The organism is Paenibacillus sp. ACRRY (assembly GCF_022346995.1).
Lineage (GTDB): Bacteria > Bacillota > Bacilli > Paenibacillales > Paenibacillaceae > Paenibacillus.
The window spans coordinates 786,631-801,376 of record NZ_JAKRNM010000002.1 but is presented as its reverse complement, the minus strand read 5'-3'; the positions used below and the strand labels follow the sequence as shown (position 1 = coordinate 801,376).

14 protein-coding genes are annotated in these 14,746 nt (G+C 47.6%); 9 read left to right on the top strand and 5 right to left on the bottom strand.

Translation table 11 applies throughout. The features are described 5' to 3' along the window. Window positions 1-173: 173 nt before the first annotated feature. On the top strand, window positions 174-626 hold the full coding sequence (locus tag MH144_RS12935; RefSeq protein ID WP_239300362.1) for a DUF2188 domain-containing protein: 453 nt from the start codon (window positions 174-176) through the stop codon (window positions 624-626). A 120-nt stretch (window positions 627-746) separates the two neighbouring features. Here the strand turns inward: MH144_RS12935 and MH144_RS12930 are convergent, their stop codons facing one another. Beyond that, complete coding sequence (locus tag MH144_RS12930; RefSeq protein WP_239300360.1) at window positions 747-1,469, bottom strand: YitT family protein; 723 nt, start codon at window positions 1,467-1,469, stop codon at window positions 747-749. A 901-nt stretch (window positions 1,470-2,370) separates the two neighbouring features. Between MH144_RS12930 and MH144_RS12925 the strand changes: the two genes are divergently transcribed. Then, the gene (locus tag MH144_RS12925) at window positions 2,371-3,408 is read left to right on the top strand and encodes a nucleotide-binding protein (RefSeq protein ID WP_239300358.1); all 1,038 of its coding nucleotides are present in this window, start codon (window positions 2,371-2,373) and stop codon (window positions 3,406-3,408) included. Further along, window positions 3,405-3,638 (top strand): hypothetical protein, encoded by a 234-nt coding sequence (locus MH144_RS12920; protein ID WP_095290332.1) that lies wholly within the window; start codon window positions 3,405-3,407, stop codon window positions 3,636-3,638. The genes MH144_RS12925 and MH144_RS12920 overlap by 4 nt, the downstream gene beginning before the upstream one ends. 4 nt (window positions 3,639-3,642) lie before the next feature. Here the strand turns inward: MH144_RS12920 and MH144_RS12915 are convergent, their stop codons facing one another. Then, complete coding sequence (locus tag MH144_RS12915) at window positions 3,643-3,798, bottom strand: hypothetical protein (RefSeq protein ID WP_239300356.1); 156 nt, start codon at window positions 3,796-3,798, stop codon at window positions 3,643-3,645. A 242-nt stretch (window positions 3,799-4,040) separates the two neighbouring features. Between MH144_RS12915 and MH144_RS12910 the strand changes: the two genes are divergently transcribed. After that, on the top strand, window positions 4,041-4,427 hold the full coding sequence (locus MH144_RS12910; RefSeq protein ID WP_239300354.1) for a YhjD family protein: 387 nt from the start codon (window positions 4,041-4,043) through the stop codon (window positions 4,425-4,427). A 200-nt stretch (window positions 4,428-4,627) separates the two neighbouring features. Then, window positions 4,628-5,581 carry a cysteine synthase A gene (gene cysK / locus MH144_RS12905; protein ID WP_239300352.1) on the top strand — a complete coding sequence of 318 codons (954 nt, stop codon included), beginning with the start codon at window positions 4,628-4,630 and terminating at the stop codon, window positions 5,579-5,581. Between the two features lie 254 nt (window positions 5,582-5,835). Here cysK and MH144_RS12900 read toward each other — a convergent pair whose 3' ends face one another. Next, window positions 5,836-7,818: an ATP-dependent DNA helicase gene (locus tag MH144_RS12900; protein WP_239300350.1), complete on the bottom strand. Its 1,983-nt coding sequence runs from the start codon at window positions 7,816-7,818 to the stop codon at window positions 5,836-5,838. Between the two features lie 171 nt (window positions 7,819-7,989). Here MH144_RS12900 and MH144_RS12895 point away from each other — a divergent pair, with 171 nt between their 5' ends. Both MH144_RS12895 and MH144_RS12890 read left to right on the top strand, forming a co-directional pair. Further along, complete coding sequence (locus tag MH144_RS12895) at window positions 7,990-9,582, top strand: catalase (RefSeq protein WP_239300348.1); 1,593 nt, start codon at window positions 7,990-7,992, stop codon at window positions 9,580-9,582. Window positions 9,583-10,166: 584 nt separating this feature from the next. Next, window positions 10,167-11,429 carry a right-handed parallel beta-helix repeat-containing protein gene (locus MH144_RS12890; protein WP_239300686.1) on the top strand — a complete coding sequence of 421 codons (1,263 nt, stop codon included), beginning with the start codon at window positions 10,167-10,169 and terminating at the stop codon, window positions 11,427-11,429. Between the two features lie 249 nt (window positions 11,430-11,678). Here the strand turns inward: MH144_RS12890 and yaaA are convergent, their stop codons facing one another. Next, a complete protein-coding gene (gene yaaA / locus MH144_RS12885) occupies window positions 11,679-12,431 on the bottom strand; it encodes a peroxide stress protein YaaA (RefSeq protein WP_239300346.1) in 753 nt (250 codons plus the stop codon). 335 nt (window positions 12,432-12,766) lie between these two features. Between yaaA and MH144_RS12880 the strand changes: the two genes are divergently transcribed. Continuing rightward, the gene (locus MH144_RS12880) at window positions 12,767-13,543 is read left to right on the top strand and encodes a hypothetical protein (RefSeq protein ID WP_239300344.1); all 777 of its coding nucleotides are present in this window, start codon (window positions 12,767-12,769) and stop codon (window positions 13,541-13,543) included. Window positions 13,544-13,703: 160 nt separating this feature from the next. Here MH144_RS12880 and MH144_RS12875 read toward each other — a convergent pair whose 3' ends face one another. Beyond that, complete coding sequence (locus MH144_RS12875; protein WP_239300342.1) at window positions 13,704-14,534, bottom strand: cell wall hydrolase; 831 nt, start codon at window positions 14,532-14,534, stop codon at window positions 13,704-13,706. Between MH144_RS12875 and MH144_RS30765 the strand changes: the two genes are divergently transcribed. Then, entirely contained in the window at window positions 14,533-14,661 is a 129-nt protein-coding gene (locus MH144_RS30765; RefSeq protein ID WP_275440071.1) for a hypothetical protein, read from the top strand. The two genes, MH144_RS12875 and MH144_RS30765, sit on opposite strands and share 2 nt — an antisense overlap. The last annotated feature ends 85 nt before the right edge of the window (window positions 14,662-14,746 follow it).

Genomic DNA, 14,746 nt, shown 5'->3' with positions numbered 1-14,746 from the left:
ACTTTTTTGTACATGTGACAGCATTATACCCCTCCAGCTTGCAAAAGTATAGGAAAGCCATCCCTATATAACAGATCATTCCCCCTTCACAGCCTGTCCATTTTGTCGTTTATCCCTTCTTCCACAGGGTAATATACAACTAACCATTATTACTAAACAGGAGGGATTCAGGCATGCCTTGGAATAAAAATGATTATCCGGTATCCATGAAAAATCTGGAGCCCCGTATCCGACATAAAGCGATTGAAATCGCTAATGCCCTGCTGGATGACGGGTATGAGGAAGGACGCGCAATAGCTATAGCCACTGCCAAAGCCGAAGAATGGGATGAGAATCACCCTGCAACGGGTCCAACGGATTCGGGCCAATCATCTGGTAATAGCGGCTCTACTTCTAAACGTCGCCATTCGGAACCCGTCTCTTCTTCCAAAAGCCATGACAATATTCACGTCGTACCCACGGATTCCGGCTGGGCCATTAAGGAAGAAGGCGAATCCCAATATGTATCCACGTTTGATACCAAATCTGAAGCGGTGGATGCCGCCAAGGAAATCAGCGACGAGCAGAATATTCGAGCCATAATTCATAACCAGGATGGACAGATCGCTTCTTCCATCAAACCCTGACAGATTTATGAATTGCTCTGATCTCGTATTGAAGAATAACTTTCCAACGTAGAAAAGCATCAAAAAAAGTCCTTTTCACCGCCGCTCAGGCAGTCAAAAGGACTTTTTGGTACATTTCATTTAATGTGTTACTCCTCTCGCCACCGAAGTCCGTGGTGCAGGGGTAGTCACCGCCTTGGCTGCCGAAGGCATGGATACCTTCACAGCTGAGGTCGTAACGGTCCGGCGTACCGGAACACTGACCACGTACGTAATGACTTTGCTGGCAATCCACACGGCCAGAATGGTATATAAAGTTTCTTTTACCGGAAGAAAGAAAAGGGATAAGCCCAGTACAAACGCATCGCTAACAAAGAAAACTGTTCCCAGTTTCCATCCCTTCCAGCGGCTAACGAGCACGGCGAGAATATCATCTCCGCCTGTCGCTCCGCCGAATCGGAGCACGATCCCAGCCCCGACACCCGTCAATACGCCGGATAGGACTGCCGGAATCCACAGGTTTCCGTTGAATGACATCTGCAATGTGGAGTATCGCTCAAAGCCGTCATAGAACAGGGAGAATGCGCCCACGCCAATCAGCGCCTGAATCATGAACTTCCAGCCCTTGATGAACCAAGCCAGGATCATGACCGGGATGTCGAGTAACAGCATGCCGATGGCAGGCGATAATCCCGTCGCGTATTTTCCCAGCAGGGCCAGACCGACAAATCCGCCCTCCGATAAATGATTCTGAAAATTAATGTGATAGTAGGCAAATGCCAAAATAAAAGTACCGAGCAGCATGATGGCGAGTTTTCCCGCCTCAGCCTTAATGTGTTGTTTCGTTAACGATGTTCTCTTCATTCAGGTTCCCTCGCAGTTTGTAGGTTGGTTTTTAGACCGACCGTACCCTGCAAAAGGCAAGCCTGGAAGAAATCATCGTATTTGTCCTTCGAATATTCATTCCAATCCCCTCTTTCGCAGAGTCAGCCGTTTTTTTGAATACGGTTGGTTTACTCTACAAGGGGCGCTAAGTGTATGAGAGATCGTAACGTTTCCAGATCGTCCTTGGGGAGATTGTCCTTCGGGAACTCATGGTATCCTGATCCTTTCTGTCTGTTTGTGGTTAGCTATTTCAATTAAACTGGTGAACATCACACGTTTGACTCATGAAATTTACACTTAAGCACTACGATTGCAGTACCCTCTTCCGATCGCTATTATTCCTGGATTTTTTGATTCCCTTCCAAAGGGAAAATCCAGTAATAAACGCGAGCGCTTCGCTTCTCCAGATGGGTTCTGCACTCTTCGTTCCGTGTAAATGACCGTCTGATAAAACCATGTAAATTCTTTTATCCAGTCTAAACTCCTATAGCTAACTTGCTTGTTCTTCTATTATATAACACCGACGTGGACGGGTCTAAACAGCAGACCCTTCAAAAATGCGCATAAAGCATGCTCTGGGCGGCTCCAGCAGTCAAACAGCCACACCAGGACAATCAATGCTTACTAATGGTGCAACCTGCTCCTTCATTCTATGACCGATGACTGCGAATATAACTGTCCAGTCACCCAACTGTGACAATTTGGGGCCATTTTTTATTTTTGTGCGAATTTTGAAGGAATCATCGGGAGCTTTCACATACACTATAGCAAACGAAAATCGGCTTATTCTTCACCGGCGTGTACGTTTTCCAGACTTACTCTGCTGTTTATGGTATAATATAACAATTGATTCCCACTACCGTTTAAGCGAGGCGGATTGATGAAAACGTTGAAGCCAAGAGTCTTTATTGGCTGCTCGCTGGAAGCGAAGCCGATTGCAGCCGCAGTACACGAAAATTTGCGTTTCTCAGCCGAAGTTACTCCTTGGTACTCCGGTGTTTTCAATCCAAGCAGCTATACGATGGACGATCTGGAAACAGAGGTGCGCACGACGGACTTTGCCATTTTTATTTTTCATCCAGATGATATATCCAAAATTCGCGGGAAGTACTATGCATCTGTCCGGGATAATACAATGCTGGAAATGGGTTTGTTTATGGGCCGTCTGGGACGAAAGCGTATTTTTTTCATTCTTCCGGAGGATATTACGGACATCAAGGATGCTGCAAAAATCGAGGGATTGCGTATGCCTACCGATCTGCTTGGTTTGAACCCACTGGTCTATGAGATTCGTTCTGATGGCAAGTGGGCGCCAGCTGTCTCGGTTGCATGTTCCAAAATCGCTGACAGTATAGAAGAACAAGGACGATGGGTAGATCCTGAATTGGAGAAAATCATCAATCAGCATAAAGTGACTGAAGGAGAGGCACGGTTGCAACTGCTCAAGCTTCTGAGGTTCTTCAGAGAGTTGCTTCGGGTTCGCAAAGCCGATGCCCTCATGCTCGACCGAATGAGTGATGCCCTCCGTACGGCATTTGTGTCCCATCCTCCATTCGCAGTACGTGGAACAGCCATATACCGTACAGATGACAGTGGTTATATCGAGCAATTATGTGGTAATGTAGGGGAACCGGGGAGAAAATATGAGTTGTCTGCCAATGACGACAAAGAGCCGGATGACCCAAAGCGCATCCTGGTCATTGATTCTTACCGTGAAAATAAAATCAAGATTAACCTGTATGACGATTACCTTGAGAAAGAATATCTGCTATGCTATCCTGTAGCCAAGAGGTATGTGATTACGGTTCATATTATTGGACATATAGAAGCGGATGAGGCGGTATTTCAACAGATTGACCTACAGAATCGTCAACTGTTTAACGCCATCAACGATTTGTTAGGAGGCGAACCGGAATGAAACCGGAAATGAAAAAAATAAGCAAGCGCTGGGGCAGCGAAAAAAAGGTACGCCTCAGTTCTGCGCCTGAATCATCACGACCGGTTCCGGAACCTAAGGAAGAAGATCGTTTCCACAAACCGGCCGTCCCGCTAATTACGATCGGCCCCTCGCTTAAGGGAAAGGAACGACCTTATAAGGTCATCCTGGAAAAAGAAGCTTTGTACGAGAAACCTCAATATTTAGCTTAACTTTCTATGCAATGTTCTCGATCTGCCGCTGAACCGGCAGTACTTCACAGGCCCCGCCGCCCAAGGCAGGGGCTTTTTTGTTGACCATACTCCCGCAAGAAAACCAATCGACTTCCCTCTCCCCACTAACCTCGGAAAGCTTAAGAATCCAGTCCTGCAATTGCATTAGGCCATTTCTTACGCTCTTAGGTTTCCTGCAAAACCCAGAAATTATACCAAAAATTTGGAATATGCTTGTCCTGATCATCTATCCCTTAATTGATGTACATGGTCCTGCTGAATAGCCCAATCCCAATTTTTTCTTGTTGTATTCCGTATCATCATTGCATATATTGATTATAATATAGGAACACTTGTTCTGTAAATATATATGTTCGAATTCAAGGTTAAGGAAGTGAATGTATGCCATCCTCCTCTTCCGCCCCATCCCCTACGGATGAAGACCACCGATTGGTTAAAAGCCTTGTTGTACGTACCCTGCTGCTGGATGTGCTTGAACGGGATATTCACACCCTGGATACACTTCTGCTGAAAATGCCTGAGGTATACGTCCTGTCCCTGACCCGCATTCAAAATGAGATACTTCAAGAAATGCTGGCAGTTCGGCAGCAGATGCGAAAACGTGGTGTCAAAATTCTTGAGGAGAAACGTGAACAGGAAGGCATCGAAACGCTCTACCTGTGCAGGGGGTATTGGCAGCGGTTCTACATGCTCTGGACGTTCGCACGTAATGAAGTCAAGCAAGAACTCAGTCGACATCTGCATATTGATCTGACGCAGCGCTTGTAGCTTGAACTGGAATACAGGTTGACCCTGAGTAGCCGGGTTCATTAAGATGGAATGGAACGTTAACGTTATCAACGATGAACTTATATTAGACGTGAAATGAATTTCCCCTAAAACAAAAAAGCCTGCCGTCTATATAAGGCGAACAGACTCTATGATTAGAAATTCCCTCAGACGTCTCATTACTCAAGGAGTTGTACTTCATGAATTCAAATTCGGGTAACCAACCATCCACCAGATATACAGGCATTGCCGCAGATGTCACCGAGTTGATCGGACAGACGCCGGCTGTAAGGCTCAACAGGCTTACAGGCAGCGACTCTGCTGACGTATATGTCAAACTGGAGTATTTCAATCCAAGCGGCAGTGTCAAGGACCGTGCTGCTTACAATCTGATCGTGCAGGCTGAACGAGCTGGGCTGCTGCTTCCCGGAGCAACCATCATTGAGCCGACCAGCGGCAATACCGGCATCGGTCTGGCCATGAATGCAGCCGCCAAAGGATATAAGGCCATTCTCGTCATGCCGGACAATATGTCCAAGGAGCGCATCAACATTCTGAAAGCCTATGGCGCAGACGTCGTGCTCACTCCTGCGGCTGAACGGATGCCCGGGGCCATCCGCAAAGCGAAAGAGCTTCATGCTGACATTCCGGGAAGCTTCATTCCTCAGCAATTCGAAAATCAGGCCAATCCGGACATTCACCGGGTTACCACTGCTCCCGAGATTATGCAGCAGATGGAGGGCAAGCTGGATGCCTTCATTGCAACCGCGGGCACAGGCGGCACCATTACCGGTACGGGGGAAGAGCTGCGCAAGCATCTGCCGGATATCCGGATCTATGCGGTGGAGCCCAAAGGTTCACCCGTGCTATCCGGCGGCGAGCCCGGTCCCCACAAGCTCGTCGGTACAAGTCCGGGGTTCATACCGGACATTCTGAATACCGACGTGTGGGATTCCATTATCCAGGTGTCCGATGAGGATGCACTGGATACCATGCGGCAGCTTGCTGCCCGGGAAGGGCTGCTGCTCGGCCCTTCATCTGGTGCTTCGGCCTGGGCCGCACTGCGCATTGCGCGGGAATTGGGACCGGGCCACCGAGTGCTCTGTATTGCGCCGGATACCGGGGAACGGTATTTGAGCATGGGTATTTTTTAACACTTCTAGAACTGTACTCCCAAAAAAGGCTGCCCCTTAAGTCATCATGTTGACCGAGGGCAGCCTACTCGCGTTCACTTGCTCCACGAACCTTGATACACGCTTAGCTAGGAGTAAGGGAAACTCCACTTCAGGCACCCTCAATATCATATCAAAAACAAAATAAGCTCTTGCTCACCTACAGATAATTCATCCGCAGAAAACAAGAACTTAATTCGTTAAGAAACTATTCTAAAACATCTAACGTAAACCAATCAGTGTGTCAACGTGGTCCATTCCACACCTTTGGGAAGCAGAGCCGCAATGCGGTCTTTGGCTTCCTTTTTGGTATACAGCGATTCATCGAGAATGACTGCAGAACCCGAGTCACTGCTTGTGCGAATCAAACGCCCCAGGCCTTGCTTCACGCGCAGCAGCATGTATGGAAGATCAATCTCTTCGTATGGTGCTGCCGATGCACTGCGTTTAGCATTAAATACAGGATCCTGCGGAGGATACGGAAGCGACCAGATCATGACATTGGATAATGAAGGGCCCGGAACGTCCAGTCCCTCCCACAGATTGACGGAGCACAGCACACTCTCCTCATCCTGCTGGAACGCAGCAATCAGATCACTGATCTCCCGGTCACCTTCGTACATGAATCGCAGTCCCTGCGCTTCCGGAACATGAATGATGTCCTGTTTAAACGTTCGCAGCTCTTCCATGGTACGGAACAGAATAAGTGCACGGCCGCCACTTTCCTGAAGCATCGACACAGCATCTCGCATCCGATTTTCGTTCTCCGGGTGACCTGGTACAGCTTGATCTGTAATCTTCATCTGCATTTTATCCGCATAGTCATATGGAGAAGCAACCGAGAATGATACAAAATCATCAATCCCCAGACTGTCTGCCACATAACGGAAGGAATTGTCCACAGACAAGGTTGCAGACGAAAATACAATTGGAATCCCGGTATTGAATACGCGCTCGTTCAGGATTTCTTTTACCGTGCGAGGCATGATGGACAGCGTCGTCTCGTCCTCATTCTCTTCCGCCCAGCAGATGTAGCCATCTTCCTTGCGGAACAGAGACAATGCCGTCTGGATCATATCCAGATGTTCTTCCACTACCCGCATCTGATACCCATCCAGCGAGAACAATCCGCTCTCGAATACCAGCTCTTCCCCAATTGCATCCAGCACACTGGTCAGACGTTCAATTTCACGCAGCAGCGGCGCTTCAACCCGAACTTCCTTCCGTTCTGAGCCTGGAATCGCCACCGTATACGTATCCAGCAGTCTAAACAGTCGCTCACTGCTCTCAATGGCTTCGTCCACACGTTCTGCAAGGGTTTCGCGAATCTCCCCTTCCAAAAGCCGGGTTACAAGTTCCTCGAAGATGCGGTGTTTCAGTTTGTAGCTGAGTGCGTTCAGCGCGGCCTCTTCCAGCAAATGCCCTTCATCAAAGACAACCGAGCTGTGATCAGGCAGCAGCGGCAGCTGTCCCTCGCGTTTGCGGGCCTCATAGGTCCACACATGCTCCATGTAGTAGTCATGGGAACAGATGATGATATCCTTGGAGCGGCGATAGTGATCACGCGATAGCGTCAGGCCGCAGCGCTGTCTTTTTGGACAAACAAAGCAGTCCTGGAATGGGTCCCAGTTGATTTTGTTCCACTGGCGATCGTTCAAATGCGGATACTGTTTGCGGTCACCATAGGGATGGAAAGCCTGAAGCGTTCCGGGTGTATTCACGAAATCGGGCAGGCTCTCATGCACTTCTTCAATGACAGGTGCATCCTCATCCGCGAATCGCACCGCACTTAATTTGTTCAAACAAATGTATTGATCTGGTGATTTACCAAGGCGAGCGTCCACCTGAAGATCCAGATGTTCAGCCAGCTTCGCAATATCTCCGCCCGGCTTCACCAATTGTTCAATCAATGACTCATCGGCGCAGGCAATCACTGCCGGTTTGCCCGTATAACGTGCATAACAGACCGCATAGAGCAGGTAGACTAACGTCTTGCCTGTCCCCACACCGGCCTCAGCCATAATGGTCTTTTTATCTCCATAGGCCCGTTCGAGCTGGTACGCCATAAAAATCTGTTCATCCCGTACCTCGAAGCCGGACTCAGGCAAAATATCGTAAAAAACATCGGCCACCCATTCCCCCAAACGGGATACAAAGGGTTCTGCCGGGTCATATGCAAAAGGATAACGTTGTGTAGACAATCCTTGGTCAGCCTCCATTCTTATACAAGCGGTCCTTAACATTTTCCGTTCAAAAAAGGCCGCTGGGCAAAAGTTAATTATCTCACGCCATGAGGTAAGTGACAAGCTTTTTTTACCACAAGGAATGTATAGAACAAGGATCCAGGGAAAATATATATTCGAATCCATCAAAAGGAAAGGCGGTGCTCCATGAATCATCATTCTTCACACTCAGAGCATTCCCCAGACACGTCTCCAGAGACTTTAACGGATCGTCAGGGCCATCCCATCACGGACAATCAGAATGTCCGAACCGTCGGCAGCCGGGGACCGACTACGCTGGAGAATTATCATTTTCTCGAAAAGATTACGCATTTTGACCGCGAACGTATTCCTGAGCGGGTTGTGCATGCACGCGGTGCTGGTGCTCATGGCATATTCGAAGCATACGGAACAGCCGGTGATGAGCCTGTATCCAAATATACACGTGCTCGTCTGTTTCAGGAGAAAGGCAAAGAAACCCCTGTGTTCGTCCGTTTCTCCACGGTAATCCATGGTGGGCATTCACCAGAGACCCTCCGTGACCCGCGCGGCTTCGCTGTAAAATTTTATACCGAAGACGGCAACTGGGATCTCGTTGGCAACAACCTGAAAATCTTTTTTATTCGTGACCCGCTGAAATTCCCGGATATGGTACATGCCTTCAAACCGGATCCGTTGACCAACGCACAGGACATGGAGCGGTTTTTCGACTTCGTTTCGCTTAGTCCTGAAGCTACCCATATGATTACGTTCCTCTTCTCTCCATGGGGAATACCGGCCAATTATCGTCAAATGCAGGGATCGGGCGTCAATACATACAAATGGGTAAACCAAGAAGGCACGGGCGTGCTCATTAAATATCACTGGGAACCCCTGAAGCAAGGCATACGGAACCTGCTGCAAAAAGACGCGAGCGAGATTCAGGGACAGGAATTCAACCATGCCACCCTGGATCTGTATCATGCGATTGAACAAGGCGATTACCCGGAATGGGAACTGTGTGTTCAGATCATGGAAGACGGCGAACATCCAGAGCTGGACTTCGATCCACTCGATCCGACCAAGCTGTGGCCGCCAGAGCAATTTCCGTTTTTGCCTGTTGGAAAAATGACCTTGAACCGCAATCCTGAGGATTACTTTAACGAAGTGGAACAAGCTGCTTTTGGCACAGGGGTTCTCGTGGATGGGCTCGATTTCTCGGATGACAAATTGCTGCAAGGGCGTACCTTCTCCTACTCGGATACCCAACGTCACCGGGTTGGAGCGAACTATCTGCAGCTGCCTGTGAATGCTCCCAAAAATCGCGTAGCTACCAACCAAAGCGGTGGTCAGATGCAGTACAAGGTTGATCGTGCGCCAGGACAGAACCCGCATGTGAACTACGAGCCTTCTTCTCTGGGTGGTCTGTCCGAAGCGGCTCCACGCGGCAAGGAGCATGAACCTCTTATTGAAGGTCGTCTGGTTCGGGAGAAAATTCCTCGTCCTAACGACTTCGGTCAAGCCGGTGATACATACCGGGCGTTTGAAGATTGGGAGCGAGAGGAACTGGTCAGCAACCTGGTTGGTGCACTCTCCAAATGTAAACCGGACATTCGTGAACGCATGATCTCACACTTCACTCAGGCCGATGCCGACTACGGTCGTCGTGTAGCTGAAGGACTGGCGTCTGTGCCGACGGATGACAGTGCCACGGTTCAGCCGAAACATGAACCAAGCGCGGAAGAAGCATCCCGTCGCAGTCATGAAGCTGATCCCTACTAAAAGTCGAAACAAGGACAGCTGGTAAAAGAAGAGATTAACACGTAGTACCGTATCGAGTTTTAACTTCGATCTTGACGCGATATAGCCAGTGCCCCAATAGTCCATCTGCCTAAAGCAGCTGCTATCGGGGCTTTTTGAGTTATACCCATGGACAAATATTTTTCCAATCATGTCTCACCTTTCCAAGTTTAATGTAGTCGAGGTTCATTGCGGTGGATCAACCTTGTTTTCATGCCATTTTGTCATCCTGTTGACCCCTCCCCCGCGTTCATTTCAGACGATTGCTCGTTAAATGAAGGCGATCAGCCAATGTAAGGATTATGCATCACTTTTTAAATAGCAGCACTTGTGACCTCGACATCTGACATACCGGCTTGTACAGGTGACCCAATGAAATGATTATTGTTGATAACGCTTACACGTTTTACGATGAACCTGTGCCTTACCGAAATGACAATCCCATTAACCAAGGAGGTTTCACAATGAAATGGTTCCCTTCTGTTTCTACTTATCCATCTGTACGCTCTGAACGTTCATGGAAATCGAAAATGGCTTATCTGTGTTTGAGTACCGCTTTTCCTCTAATGCTATTAGGTGGTGGATTAGCAGGTGCGGTGGAACTTACGGAGAGCAGTGTGCAAAATTCGTCTGAACAGTCAGCCGCAACAACTCCTGCTGCACTCGCTGCTGGTGATTTATATGTCGCTCCTAACGGATCAGCAAACAATCCAGGAACGCTGGCAAGTCCAACTACACTTACGAATGCACTAACCCAAATCGCTCCGGGAAAAACCATTTTTCTGCGCGGCGGAACCTATAATTTCTCCGAAACCGTTACGATTGAGCGAGGCAACAGCGGCACATCTGGACAGCGCAAAAATCTGGTCGCTTACGGAACGGAAAAGCCTGTCTTCGATTTCTCCGCCCAAGCTTTCTCATCCACCAATCGGGGTTTGCAGATGTTCGGGGATTATTGGTTGGTTAAAGGGCTTGAAGTGAAAGGCGCAGGCGATAACGGAATATTTATCGGTGGTAGCTACAATCGCCTGGAACAGATTGAAGCTCATCATAATCGCGATACCGGCATTCAGCTGGGTCGTTATGCCTCCACTGCTGCCAAGAGTGAATGGCCAGCCTACAATGAAATCATTCGCTCCTATTCCCATAACAACTATGATCCGGACGATGGCGAGGATGCAGACGGCTTTGCTGCTAAATTAACGGTGGGCCCCGGCAACCTGTTCGACGCATGTATCGCTGCCTATAATGTGGACGATGGCTGGGATCTCTACAGCAAAACGGATACGGGGGCTATTGGCGCCGTAACGATCCGTAACAGCATAGCTTATGCCAACGGCGCAACATCAGATGGTACCTCCACCTCCAACAGTGATGGCAACGGCTTCAAGCTGGGCGGCGAGAAAATTGCCGTGAATCATATTGTGGAAAACAGCATTGCCTTTAATAATAAAAAACATGGCTTCACGTACAACAGTAATCCCGGTTCCATTCAGATGAAAAACAACACGTCCTGGAACAACGGCCAAAGCAATTTTGCCTTCGATGTAGGCACCCATCTTTTCACCAACAACCTGTCCTTCCAAGGCGGGGCAAGTGACAAAACAAGCGGAACGGACGTCAGCAGCACCAACGTCTGGTGGAAAAACAAAAAGAGCGTAAATGACAAAGGCCTGTTCGCGAGTGCAGACGACTTTGTCTCCCTTGTACCATCTGTAACTCGCAGCAGCGATGGGACGCCAGTACTGGGTAATTTCCTGAAACTTGCTGCAGGCAGTGATCTGATTGGCTCAGGTACCCCATCAGGTACAAATATTGGCGCGAGATAGGTGGTAACGTAGTTTTAAGTTAGAGTACAACATGTGTGTGAAGTGCCCATTCAAGTAAAATGTAACGGTTTAAAGACGAACCCCTTCACTATGCCAGCCGAATTGCTGGTGTTGGTGAAGGGGATTTTTGAGTTACTGTGCACACTATGCCACAGCTGTGATTCTGAAATCAATATCAAAACAAAACCAGCCCATAAGAAGAGCTGGCTTGCTAACTAGCACTTATTTTAATAATAAGTTTGAATTCCCCTATTTCCCTTGTGGATATATAAATACATAATTACTCTCATCCGACTTCTCTTTGGAGAAAACAAAATCTAACCGATCAAAGTTTCTAATCTCCTGCACATCTGTAATCTTACGCTCTGCCATATATCGCACCATCTCACCTCTAGCCATTTTCGCCCGGGTTGCCTTCTCAACCATCTTCCCATTGACCATTTGTCCAAATACACAATTGATAAATCGGGTTTCCTCGTTAAGAAAAGGAGTGATGTTTTTGCTGTACTCTTTGGAAGCCAAATTTAGAATACAATTGCTCTCTGATTGAAGCTGATCTGCGAGCTTGCTGCCCCAGAATTGATAGAGCGAGCTGTAACCCGGACCTTGCAGCTTGCCTTGCATCTCCAACCGATAAGGTGTAACCCCATCTAAAGGCCGCAACATGCCATAAAAACCGGATAGTATACGCAAATGCTGCTCCAGATACGCCAGTTCTTCCTCCTGAAAAACACCCGCTGCCATATACTGATACTGTATGCCCTCATAGGCATAGATGGCTGGCGTAAGATTGGCTTTTACATTCATTTTACGGATCCGTTCCATGTTCTGTTCGGCGATTGCATCGTTACACTTCCATAACGCTTTGAGCTCCTCATAGGATAACTTTTGAAGTACACTCAACAGCTGTTCTGATTCGTTTATAAAACGCGGCAACTGCGCGCTGGTCATCAGATCGGTATCGACCTTCATCTTTTTGGCTGGTGATATGATAATTCTCATCGTGCTGACCCATCCTTAATGTACCGTTGTTTTTATCGTTATTCATTGTACAGGATTGGACAGGTGAATCCAATGGTGAAGCATATTTTCCTCTCTTACCTTTGAAAAACTTGGAATAAACAGACTGTTGTCTAGGATACATTTCGAAATGAACAATCGATCGAACCCGCTTTGTCTGGCATAGGCCCCTGCTACTAGACCAAAGAAAGGACTTATCAATATACTATTAGCTGAAGTTGGGCCCATATTCTCATGGTCACCATGAGCTGTTTTGTTATGATTATATACGATATATTTGAATTGCTATTTTCCTAAGAGAAAGGGTGCCGCTTTTTATGTTTGTATTTCATTTACTGCTCGCTCTCGCACTTTTGGGCGGTTCAGGCAGCTCCAATGATGCCACATCTACACAACTGGAAATCGAAATCCCCCCTTTACAGCCAAAGACTTCTTCCACTGAACTCGTCCTAAAATCCGGTGTAAAGCCTTTCCGCGCTGAAGAAACATACAAAGGACTTAAGCCAGATTATAATCAATTCGAACAAGCTGCCAGCGATCTTCAGGACAAGCTTTTTGAAAGTGTACCATCTCCGCTTCTGTCCGAACCCGGAGATACAGGCACATTTGATTACGGCGGACAACTCCAATTGTTAAAAGCTGTGCCTCTGAAACAAAGTATTGAATTCGGGCCATTAACGATTCATATGATGGATGTTCAACTATTAGAGGCTCGTGAGATTCCCGAGGATTCCCGAGAAAACATTTCTATTCTGAATCAAGAAGATATCGGTCCTGATATGACTTATATCAAAATCATCTACAGTGTAGAAAATACAACGGATCAAAATATCGGATTTTACGGTTTGAATTCCATTCATCCCAATACAGGTAAACCCATCTCAGCAGATCGTAATTTCATGAGGAAACCTTATGTTTATCATCAATATGACGGCGTAGTCATGGATAATATGGGCTATGGTTTCGTATACACAGATGACCCTGACAAGCTGGAATCCATTGAATTGGTTTTCAACAGAATCTATGACTATGACACCGGAGAGACCATTGTAGAGCCTACTTCGTTGAGTATTCCTTTCACGGTCCAACCATAAAAACAAACTCATATTTACTTCAATGCCAAGATATCATTTGTCCGCGATAACATCATTGTTAAACCCCAGCCACGTACCTGCAGAAGAGCAGAATACACAGCTGGGGTTCCTTGTTTTTATTAAGAAAATGTATTTGCTCTAGCTACTGCCTCAAGCTGTCTCATCTCGTAAAATCATGCTGCCCAATCGTCAAAAGAGTCGGCCTGCTTTTGCTCCACAGCGAAGTAGCGATCTTCGGATTGTAATAATAGAGCGCACCGTTCGTCGGATCAGCACCATTCAAAGCTTTACGTGCTGCCTTATAAGAGGTAGCTGTCGGCTTTGTATTGAACTGACCATCATCGATCGCAGTGAACTGCCCCTTCTGGAAAATCACCTTCGGGATGGATGACGGGAAGGCGTTTGAATGCACCCGATTCAAGACGACCGCCCCTACAGCAACCTGTCCTTCAAAGGATTCCCCGCGCGCTTCCCCGTGAATTAGTTTCGCCAACTGACGCAGCGTCTCACCTTCAGCTTTGGCTTTTTTGTTCAGCCTGTTCAATGTTACCGGACCTGCAATCCCATCCGCACTCAGCCCCTGAGCCTGCTGAAATTTGCGTACAGAGCTTTTCGTAATGGAACCGTAATATCCAGTTAATCCGGCTTTGAAGTATCCCAGATCGCGTAATTGTTCCTGCAATTGCAGCACATGCTCACTTTGAACGCCCTGCTCCAGCTTCTGTGCCCCCGCAGATGGAGCTGCCATCGTGAGACCAAGAGCAATCGCAAAGGCACTGAGTAGTAAACTGACTCGTCCTGCTCTTTTGCCAGCCTTTTTCCCCCTCCGATGAGTTACTGCCCGACTCACCGTGATCGGTTCCATGTTGCCGGCAATTTTGCTTAATTCTAACCTATAGGCCCTGATCAGTTCATTGGCACTTTTCGTTCCACTCACCTTATTCTTTTCAGACATTTTATTCGTTTGATCCATTTTAATATTATTTTTCATGATTCAATTAACCTCCATTATTCTGAGTCCAGACCCCACTTCTTCCCCTGAACCCTCCCTTATGGACATCCCGAGTGTCATTATAGGATATCGCCAAAGTGCCGTCTATCGGACCGATGGAGCATGAAAAACAGGGCCTTGAATATAGCAAAAAGAGGCATGAGCCCATGGTCATATCAGGGCTATGCCTCTTCTTGTATCAACCTTATGCC

Bases quoted from the DNA above. Each gene is read 5' to 3' on its own strand.
- MH144_RS12895 (WP_239300348.1), top strand. From the start codon at position 7,990: ATGAATCATCATTCTTCACACTCAGAGCATTCCCCAGACACGTCTCCA.
- MH144_RS12925 (WP_239300358.1), top strand. From the start codon at position 2,371: ATGAAAACGTTGAAGCCAAGAGTCTTTATTGGCTGCTCGCTGGAAGCG.
- MH144_RS12935 (WP_239300362.1), top strand. From the start codon at position 174: ATGCCTTGGAATAAAAATGATTATCCGGTATCCATGAAAAATCTGGAG.
- MH144_RS12920 (WP_095290332.1), top strand. From the start codon at position 3,405: ATGAAACCGGAAATGAAAAAAATAAGCAAGCGCTGGGGCAGCGAAAAA.
- MH144_RS30765 (WP_275440071.1), top strand. From the start codon at position 14,533: ATGATTCAATTAACCTCCATTATTCTGAGTCCAGACCCCACTTCTTCC.
- MH144_RS12890 (WP_239300686.1), top strand. From the start codon at position 10,167: ATGCTATTAGGTGGTGGATTAGCAGGTGCGGTGGAACTTACGGAGAGC.
- yaaA (WP_239300346.1), bottom strand. From the start codon at position 12,431: ATGAGAATTATCATATCACCAGCCAAAAAGATGAAGGTCGATACCGAT.
- MH144_RS12930 (WP_239300360.1), bottom strand. From the start codon at position 1,469: ATGAAGAGAACATCGTTAACGAAACAACACATTAAGGCTGAGGCGGGA.
- MH144_RS12880 (WP_239300344.1), top strand. From the start codon at position 12,767: ATGTTTGTATTTCATTTACTGCTCGCTCTCGCACTTTTGGGCGGTTCA.
- cysK (WP_239300352.1), top strand. From the start codon at position 4,628: ATGAATTCAAATTCGGGTAACCAACCATCCACCAGATATACAGGCATT.
- MH144_RS12875 (WP_239300342.1), bottom strand. From the start codon at position 14,534: ATGAAAAATAATATTAAAATGGATCAAACGAATAAAATGTCTGAAAAG.
- MH144_RS12910 (WP_239300354.1), top strand. From the start codon at position 4,041: ATGCCATCCTCCTCTTCCGCCCCATCCCCTACGGATGAAGACCACCGA.
- MH144_RS12900 (WP_239300350.1), bottom strand. From the start codon at position 7,818: ATGGAGGCTGACCAAGGATTGTCTACACAACGTTATCCTTTTGCATAT.